At 59.9% G+C, this 8583-nt stretch carries 7 protein-coding genes; 5 read left to right on the plus strand and 2 right to left on the minus strand.

Annotated elements, in window-relative coordinates; genetic code table 11:
• The first annotated feature begins 96 nt into the window (after window positions 1-96).
• From OP494_RS09555 to OP494_RS09575, 5 genes are all read left to right on the plus strand, one after another.
• Complete coding sequence (locus OP494_RS09555) at window positions 97-807, plus strand: dienelactone hydrolase family protein (protein ID WP_280540502.1); 711 nt, start codon at window positions 97-99, stop codon at window positions 805-807.
• 389 nt (window positions 808-1196) lie between these two features.
• Complete coding sequence (locus OP494_RS09560) at window positions 1197-2114, plus strand: iron-siderophore ABC transporter substrate-binding protein (RefSeq protein WP_280540503.1); 918 nt, start codon at window positions 1197-1199, stop codon at window positions 2112-2114.
• A 115-nt stretch (window positions 2115-2229) separates the two neighbouring features.
• The gene (locus OP494_RS09565; RefSeq protein ID WP_280540515.1) at window positions 2230-3201 is read left to right on the plus strand and encodes an iron ABC transporter permease; all 972 of its coding nucleotides are present in this window, start codon (window positions 2230-2232) and stop codon (window positions 3199-3201) included.
• An 85-nt stretch (window positions 3202-3286) separates the two neighbouring features.
• The gene (locus OP494_RS09570; RefSeq protein ID WP_280540504.1) at window positions 3287-4375 is read left to right on the plus strand and encodes an iron ABC transporter permease; all 1089 of its coding nucleotides are present in this window, start codon (window positions 3287-3289) and stop codon (window positions 4373-4375) included.
• Window positions 4372-5223 carry an ABC transporter ATP-binding protein gene (locus tag OP494_RS09575; protein ID WP_280540505.1) on the plus strand — a complete coding sequence of 284 codons (852 nt, stop codon included), beginning with the start codon at window positions 4372-4374 and terminating at the stop codon, window positions 5221-5223. The genes OP494_RS09570 and OP494_RS09575 overlap by 4 nt, the downstream gene beginning before the upstream one ends.
• A 186-nt stretch (window positions 5224-5409) precedes the next feature.
• Here the strand turns inward: OP494_RS09575 and OP494_RS09580 are convergent, their stop codons facing one another.
• Window positions 5410-6321 (minus strand): hypothetical protein, encoded by a 912-nt coding sequence (locus OP494_RS09580; protein WP_280540506.1) that lies wholly within the window; start codon window positions 6319-6321, stop codon window positions 5410-5412.
• A gap of 38 nt (window positions 6322-6359) precedes the next feature.
• Window positions 6360-8402: a T6SS effector BTH_I2691 family protein gene (locus OP494_RS09585; protein ID WP_280540507.1), complete on the minus strand. Its 2043-nt coding sequence runs from the start codon at window positions 8400-8402 to the stop codon at window positions 6360-6362.
• Window positions 8403-8583: the final 181 nt, after the last annotated feature.

The raw sequence follows: 8583 nt of genomic DNA on the forward strand, positions 1-8583 counted from the left end.
GGGCCATCGTTCGCCTGCAAACCTCCTAGCCTTCAGGATGTCAGCTCTCTAGACTAGATCCATATCTCGAACGCTTCACCCATCCAAGGAGACACCATGAGCGACGCCACCGTCACCCCCCAGTGGATCGACATCACGTCCCACGACGGTCAGTCCTTCAAGGGCTACCTGGCGCTGCCACCTGCTGGCAAGGGCCCCGGCATCGTTTTGATCCAGGAGATCTTCGGCGTCAATGCCCACATGCGTAGCGTCGCCGAGCAATACGCTCAGGACGGCTACGTGGTGCTCGCGCCGGATGTATTCTGGCGTCAGGAGCCGGGCGTCGAGCTCGCCTATGAAGGGGCCGACATGGACAAGGCCTTCAAGCTCGTCGGCGATATCGATTTCACGGTAGCCGTCAAGGACCTGGCCAGCACCGCCCAGGCATTGCGTCAACGCAGCGAATGCGACGGCGACGTCACCGCCATCGGTTACTGCATGGGCGGCATCCTTGCCTATCTGGCAGCTATTGAAGCCGGCGTCGATCGTGCCGCGAGCTTCTACCCCGGCGGCATCCACAAGCACTTGGACAAGGCCGCGCAGCTCGACGTGCCGGTGCAGTTCCATTTCGCCGGTAACGACGGACATATCCCCGCCGAGACCGTCGACCAAGTCCGCACCACCTTCGCCGACCGCGACGACGTCACGATCAACGTTTACGACGGTGCCGATCACGGCTTCAACTGCTGGGCTCGCAGCGCCTACCATCGCCACGCAGCGGCGCTCTCCCACGGCCGCACCCTGGTCTTCATCGAAGACCGCGCCTGACACACCGCCACACAGATCTCGCCGGTGAGAACCCCAGCCCAATTGGGGTTCTCAGCAGTATCACGAACACCATGTTTCGTCATGGCGAACGCGCTTCCCGAAACGTTCCCCGTCGAAACGCTCGCACCGTGAAGACGGTTGTCATGACTTTCTTGAAAGATATTTAGAATCAATACCTTAATAAAAAAATCCCACCTTTTTCGCGCACTACTCTTGCCTCTCTCCGCCTAAACTCGGCCAGTCATATGCCGCGCTTTGCGTCTCTCACGGAGACGACATCGCCTACCCAATTGTGAGATAGCTTCTCATTTACATTCGTTCTCGTTTACTATTCTTGGCGCTTTCACGACGGATCATTCCTCACGGGATCAACAGGTAGGAACCTCGCCATGACATCTCTACGTCGCTTTTGCATGACCGCGACCGGCATCGCCGCGCTTTCCACGACCTTGCCGGCCAGCGCCACGACCCTGGAAACGGCCTTCGGCTCGGTCGAGGTCGATGACGATCCCGCACGCGTCGTCACGCTCTATACGGGGGCGCTGGATACGGCACTGACAGCAGGCATGACGCCCCTCGGTGCGGTCGCCACGCGCGGCGGAGACGGCGTACCTGGCTACCTGAGCGACGCGGCCGGCGACATCTCCATCGTCGGCACACCGCGGGAAACCAACATCGAGGCCGTGGCGGCGCTCAAGCCGGACCTGATTCTCGCCTCGCCGCAACTTCCCGAGTCGCAATATCAGTTGCTGTCGCGTATCGCGCCCACCGTGGTGCCGGATGTCACGCCCTACCAGATGGATAGCTGGGAGCAGGAAGCACAAGTCTATGGCCAGGCACTGGGGCGTCTTGATGCCGTCAACGAGGCTATCGATGGGGTCGACGCACAGGCACAGGAAATTCGCGAGGACATCGAGAACTCGCCCACGGCCAGCCTGATTCGTTGGATGCCGCAAGGCGCCATCGTCATGGCGCCGCAGATTTTTTCCAATACGCTGCTCACCCGCAGCGGGTTCACGGTCGATGACGGCGATACCGTCAAGGAGGGGCGCCCGCACAGCGATCCGCTGAGCCTGGAGAACCTATCGAGGATCGACAACGACTGGCTATTCCTGGCCACACTGAATGCCGAGGGCGATGAGGCTTACCAAGCGGCCAAGCAGTCGCCGGCCTTCGAACGCCTCGACGTCGTGCAACAGGACCACGTGATCACCGTCGACGGCCAGCTATGGACCAGCGCGTCCGGTCCGATGGCGGCGCAGGAGATCCTCGACGACATCGACACCGCCATGCGCGAAATGAAGTGACCGCTACATGGCGTCGTTCATGAACCGCCACGCCGACAGCAGCGTCATGGTTCGCCTGAGAGCCTGTCTGTGGTCCGGCAAGTCGCCCTCGCCGGTCGCCACGTGGGGTCTGTTGATGATCTTGCTGGCGGTCATCGCATTACTGAGCTTGCTGTTCGGGGCCGGCGCTGTCGGCCCTGATCGCGCCTGGCTGGCGCTGAGCGATTTCGACGCCGCCGCCATGCACGATAGCGAGGCCCATTTCGTGATCGGCGAGCTACGCCTGCCGCGCCTTGGAATCGGTCTGGTGGTGGGAATCGCCCTGGGCATCGCGGGCGCGCTGCTGCAGGCGGTGACGCGCAACCCCTTGGCGGAACCCGGGTTGCTGGGCGTCAGTGCGGGCAGTGCCTTCGCCGTGACGCTGGCGATCCTGTGGGGAGCGGATGCCGCCACGCTGCGCATCTCGGTCGCGCAACTCGGTGCCTTGGGCGGGTGTTTGTGCGTACTGGCCGCGGCGCGCCTGCAAGGCATCGGCAACGACCCGGTACGCCTCATTCTCGCCGGGGCGATTCTCTCGGGGTTACTGCACTCGCTATCGTCGCTGATCCTGCTGTTCGATCAATATACGGCGGATGAGATCCGCTTCTGGGTGGTGGGTAGCCTCGCCGGCCGGGATGCCACAGACCTGATGCCGCTGGCTCCCAGCCTGGCACTGGCCGCGCTGCTGACCGTCATTCTCGCGCGCCCGCTCGCGGCACTGGCGCTCGGCGAGCATGTCGCCATCGGCCTGGGGCATCACCCCCGCATAGTGCGTTTCTTGGTGATCGTCGTGGTCGCGCTGCTGGTCGGAGGCGCCACGGCCATCGCCGGCCCCGTCGCCTTCGTGGGACTGGTAGTGCCCTTCGCCGCGCGGGCGCTGGCAGGCCCCGACATTCGGCGCACCTTATGGTTCTGTCTGCCATTGGGACCCATCGTCGTCGTCAGTGCCGACATCGTCTCGCGACTCGTGGTGCAGCCTTCCGAGTTGCCACTAGGGGTGATCACGGCCCTGATCGGTGCGCCCGTATTGATCGCCGTGGTCCGCCGCCGCCGACTCCCGATGCTGTAAGTCACCCATGTCGAAGCCGTCCATAACGCAAAAGCCGCCCATGTCGAACACGCTTTCCACAACTTCGCGTTCCACGAAACACGAAGTGACATTGCTCTCTCGAACGCAGACGTCGAGCCACACGTACACGGGCAAATTCCTCCTCACGCTGCCGCTGGGCAAGCGTCCGCCACTGCGGATCATCGTCGACAAGCGCAATTTGCTCGCCAATCTGCTGATGGTGGGACTCCTGATGTTACTGACAGGGATATCGCTCGCTACCGGCAGTGCCGCGACGCTGTCAGGACCGGCAACGCTCGGGGCGCTGCTCGGCCACGGCAGCGCGCTGGATATTTTCGTGGTGCGTGACCTGCGCCTACCCCGCGTCGTGGCCGGGCTCGTCACTGGGGGAGCTTTCGCGCTGGCCGGTTGCCTGATGCAGACGGTGGCACGCAACCGTCTGGCAACGCCGGGCATCGTGGGACTCGACAATGGCGCCACGGCCTTCGCGGTAGCCTCCGTGGTGGGCACCGGGATCAGCCTGGCGCCACCTGCCATGGCCTTGACTGGCGCCGCCGTCGCCGCCGCGCTGACTTTCGGGCTGACCGGCAGCATCGGCGTGCGCGGCTACCGCTTTCTGGTCGCCGGTATCGGCGTGGGCGCGGTATTCGGCGCCATTACCCAACTCATGCTGACACGGGTCTCGATCGATGCTGCCAACGCCGCCTATCCGTGGACGGTGGGCAGCCTCAACGCACGCCCCGCGCATGCGGTATCGATACTCTCACTGGCCCTACTGCCTGCGGTGTTAGCGGCCATTCGGCTGACACGCTCGTTGACCGTCATGCGCCTCTCCGACGCCGTGGCCATCGGTCTAGGCGTATCGGCGAGCCGCTGTCGCCTGATGGCGCTGAACGTGGCGGTGATCCTCACCGGATTGGCCGTGGCGGTGGCCGGCCCAGTGGGGATGGTGGCGTTGATCGGCCCGGAGTTCGCACGCCAGATCAGTACCCGAAACACGGTGCCCGTGGTCGGCGCGACCCTGGCAGGTGCCATCGTCATGCTGGCCGCCGACCTGCTAGGGCGCGTGATATTCGCCCCCATCGAAGTACCGGTGGGCATCGTCACCGCCTTGATCGGCAGCCCGCTGCTGCTGTGGATACTCTTGAACCCTAATGCCAGGACGACCCCATGACCCAAGAGGCTTTCGTTTACGCGCCCGCCGATGACGACAGCGCCCCGGACATTGCGACGCAGGGACTATCGCTCGCCTATGGCAACGTACCCGTCATCGAGGGGCTCGAGCTACGCCTTCCCGCCGGGCAGGTCACGGCCATCGTGGGTCCCAACGGCTGCGGAAAATCGACCTTATTGTCGGGGATGTCGCGCTTACTCAAGCCGCGCGCGGGCGCGGTCTTGCTCGATGGCGCGGACATCCAGCGCGTGCCAAGCCGAGAGCTGGCAAAGCGTTTGGCGCTGCTCCCGCAACAGCCCCACGCACCCGAGGCGCTGACCGTGGCCGAACTGGTACGCTTCGGGCGTCATCCGCATCAAAGCTGGCTACGCCAGTGGTCCGCAGACGACAAGGCCTGCGTCGACGAAGCGCTCGAGCTGACGGGGCTTACGACGCTTGCCGAGCGCCCGGTAGACGCGCTCTCCGGCGGCCAGCGGCAGCGCGCCTGGATCGCCATGGCCATCGCCCAGCAGACCGCGACGCTGCTGCTCGATGAGCCCACCTCGGCGCTCGATCTTGGGCATCAGGTCGAGGTTTACGAGCTCATCCGCTCGCTTACCGCTGCAGGCAAGACCATCGTCATGGTCATCCACGATCTGGTCGGCGCCTGTCGCTACGCCGATCACCTGATCGCCATGCACCAAGGTCAGATTCTCGCCGAAGGGCCGCCGGGGGAGACGGTCACGGCCGATCTAGTACGGCGGCTGTATGGCGTTGATTGCACACTGATCACCGACCCCGCCACCGGTGCCCCGCTGCTCACCAATGTACGCCGCACACGCGACGTCCTCGACGGCAGCGCGACCTAGGAAGGCGCGCCAGAACTGATTAGCGTGGGTAGCGCCGAGATCATTCCAATCGGTACCGATGCCGTACCGTCCCGGCGCAGCTTTCACGGCCAGCAGCAGCGATCACCAGGGCGTGCTTGAGGACTCAAGCAACGCGCCGAGTAGCCCTTAAGGTCTGCAGATTTTCCCAACAACTTCTATTACCAATCAGCGCTTGGATAGCACAATCTCAGGACCACACTCGTCAATGATCTCTTGAGACCACTGAGGCACCTTGCAGTATTTGCAGCATAAATAATGCCCAGCGCCACCAAGCACCTTAGGTATCAAGGTGACCACACTCATCAGCACAGACAACAGCTTAATGACTAGCGATTTTGACTTTACCTTAGGATCAACAACTTCCATCGCCTGCCTAAAGCTAGGCTTGAGGGAAACATAGTCATCTTCTTTGGGTGCCTCCAAGCCTCTAATATCTTGCAAAGTCATAAACTGACGAACATACTCGAACTGGTAGCTCAACCAACGCTCCGTCATGCTTCCAGCAACATGACCCAAATTAATCATTTCTTCGCCAATAGAAAAGCTATCCAGCACACCATCGTACTCATTCAATACATAGCCGCGCACTTCATAGTCGCGCCCCTCGGGCCCGCCCGCCCGTTTTGGCACTATACAGTAGGTACAGCGGCGCCAAGGATAGGTAACCGGCTGGCCATCATGAATGCTAAAAAAATGAACATTCCCCGTGCGACGGTTAAAAACCACGGGCGATATTGCGTAACGTTTAATCTCCTGCCAGGCCATCCACAAAACCCCTGCCGCAAGAGGCAAAATGATTAAGGCAAACACAGGGATCATCCAAAATGGAGCAAGAGGATAGAAAAATGGCAACGCTGACATATAAACAAACAACGCAACCAGGGGAATCCCAATCACAACCCCCCAGCCCAGATAAATCCCCCTCCGCTGAAACTCAGAATCAGCAACCTGCAAAATATTATTACTATATAAAATCATAACTTGGGAGGGGCAAGCCTCGTCGGCAGAAGGGCTTTCAATAGATAAGCGTTTCTCCCTGCCATTAGAAGGAAGTTCAAACTGATGCTTAGGAATCATACCTAAAGCCTTAAAAACCCGATCTCGCTTATTCACACTCACCCCCTAAAAATATCACCAAGTTCCTGCTGAGATTCTTCAATGGTCGAAAATCTATCAGCAGATCCGTAAAAACAATGACTTAGCCACTGCTGAGTTTTCGAATCCGTCAAAAGGCCTATCAGGAACCCAATACCTAGCATGACTAAAACCAAAGCCATACCAAGCAATGAAAAAATACCGGCGGCTATCGCGATATAGCCAAGAGCGAAACCACCTGCAGCCGAAGCCAGATAGAGTGCCGACAATCCATAATTACCTTTGATCAACTCTTCAACTGCATGTGTCACATCGTATACAGCAAACACAAACGCCACACCCGCCCCTAAAAAGCGGCCAATCTTGCCCACAGCCTTGAAAAGGCTTTTAGTGCCATCTGAGAATTGTTGACCAGCAGCGACTAGCCCTTTCACACCCGCTTCTACTGTCTCGCACAGGCCACCGACGACACCGGCCAGTGAGGTCCAGAACTTGACCGATAGCTCGCGGCGGCTGAATGAATTGGCGCTGTCCAGCGCCTTGCCCGCGTAGTACCAGGAGATGCCCGAGAAGAACAAGGAAACCGCATTCATTCTGACTTCGCCATTCATGGCTTGCTGGAAGCCTGGCATGATCCCTTCGCGAATGTTACGCGGGGCCAGGACAATGGGTTCACGGGAGTGCAAGATCCTCTCCGCTGTCGAGCGCCCGGCTCCCTGGCCGTCACCGATTGCCGCCAGGCGCGCGCGATCCACGAACACGAAGTGCTGAGAGCCGAGCTGGTCGTACTGGCCTGTTCTTTTTAGCATCTCTCGCAGCGCACGCTGCATCTGAAGTCGGCTGGGCCGCTTGTTCGCCGGAATGGCCAGGCGCATTTCTTCGGCCAGAAGATTGACGAACTGCGTAGGAGTGCCCCTCAAGGGGCGCTCCACAATCCATTGATCGGTGGAGAACATCGATGCCATCAGATAGAGGCTCTTCGCAGTGCCGTCGACACCTTGAGAGAGTAACTTGGCAACCGGCGCCCCGGAATGATAGATCAACCTGGTGAAGGCATCGCGCCCCGCGGTTTCGCTCGTTTCGGGGTTTAGCATCGCTTTGGCGCTTTTTTGCCACGCGGCATTGAATTTGTCGAGAATCGTCGAGGCGCTTTGTGCGGTCAGGGGTGGCGCACTATCGATCTCCGCCAGGTGGTCGTCCTGGTTATGCCCAAGGCTCCGTAACAGCGGGTTATCCGGGTCGGTGGGGTTACCCGCGCTCGCCCATGTCCTCAGTATCTCGGCACACTCTTCTCGGTCAGAGGCATCGTCAATGCAGTCGACGAAGTGGTTGACGTAATTCACCCCGGAATCGAGTTCGTCCGTCCGATAATCCGAGGAGAAGATCCTTTTCAGATCGGGGGAGTCCAGCCAGGTCGCGTGATCTTGAGAGAGCGGTATGTCTATCGCCTCGGAATCGGCTTTGAGGGTTTCCTTGATACTTTGATAATCGTCTTCGATTTTCTTGTCCGTCCGCGACAGAAACTTCTTCCCTTCCCGGGTTTCCTCCCAAGCGGCCAGTCGGACCTCCTTGATTCTATCATCGGTCAGTTGCTCCGATGTGGCCTCTTTTTTCTCTATTCTACCAGCGATAATATCATGTGTTTCTTCGAGCTCTTTTTTGTATTGCAACTGGTGTTCACTTGGGCCTGTGATCTCGATCCGTGCATTCACCTGTTGCTGCTGTTGCTCATTGAGCTCGAGCATTTCTGGGTCACGTAACAGCACCGATTGCCGGTGACGCTTTTCTGCTTGGTTTCCTACAGATTCCCGTATGGTTTGTATCCCGGCCCACGAGGACATACGCCAGCTAAAACGCTGCAGCGACGCCGATACCGCTTGAATCTGCTCGGCGTTGAGCTCGACCGTGATGCCGCGCGGGTCGTGCGCGGCGAAGAGAATGGATCGCCCCTGCGATGTTCGCTCGGCGGTTTCGATCAGGTCATCGGCCTCAAAAGCGCGCCATTGGAAGGGATAGACGGATTCGAAGGTGGCGGTGTTTTGCGCATCGTCTTCGTCAGCCACCGTGTTGCGAAAGCTCGGGGTCGTATTGTGCCGGTATTCCCTCACACTGGCTCGGATGCCGTGCTTTCAAGACGCAGCTGACGCGGCCAGTACACCGGCCAGCACAGCAGCAGCGAACACCAGTGCGCCACCGCGTGAAGCAGCATGACCGGCGAGGCGATCAGCACCAGCGCGATCATGC

It is taken from the genome of Chromohalobacter sp. 11-W, assembly GCF_029889905.1.
Lineage (GTDB): Bacteria > Pseudomonadota > Gammaproteobacteria > Pseudomonadales > Halomonadaceae > Chromohalobacter.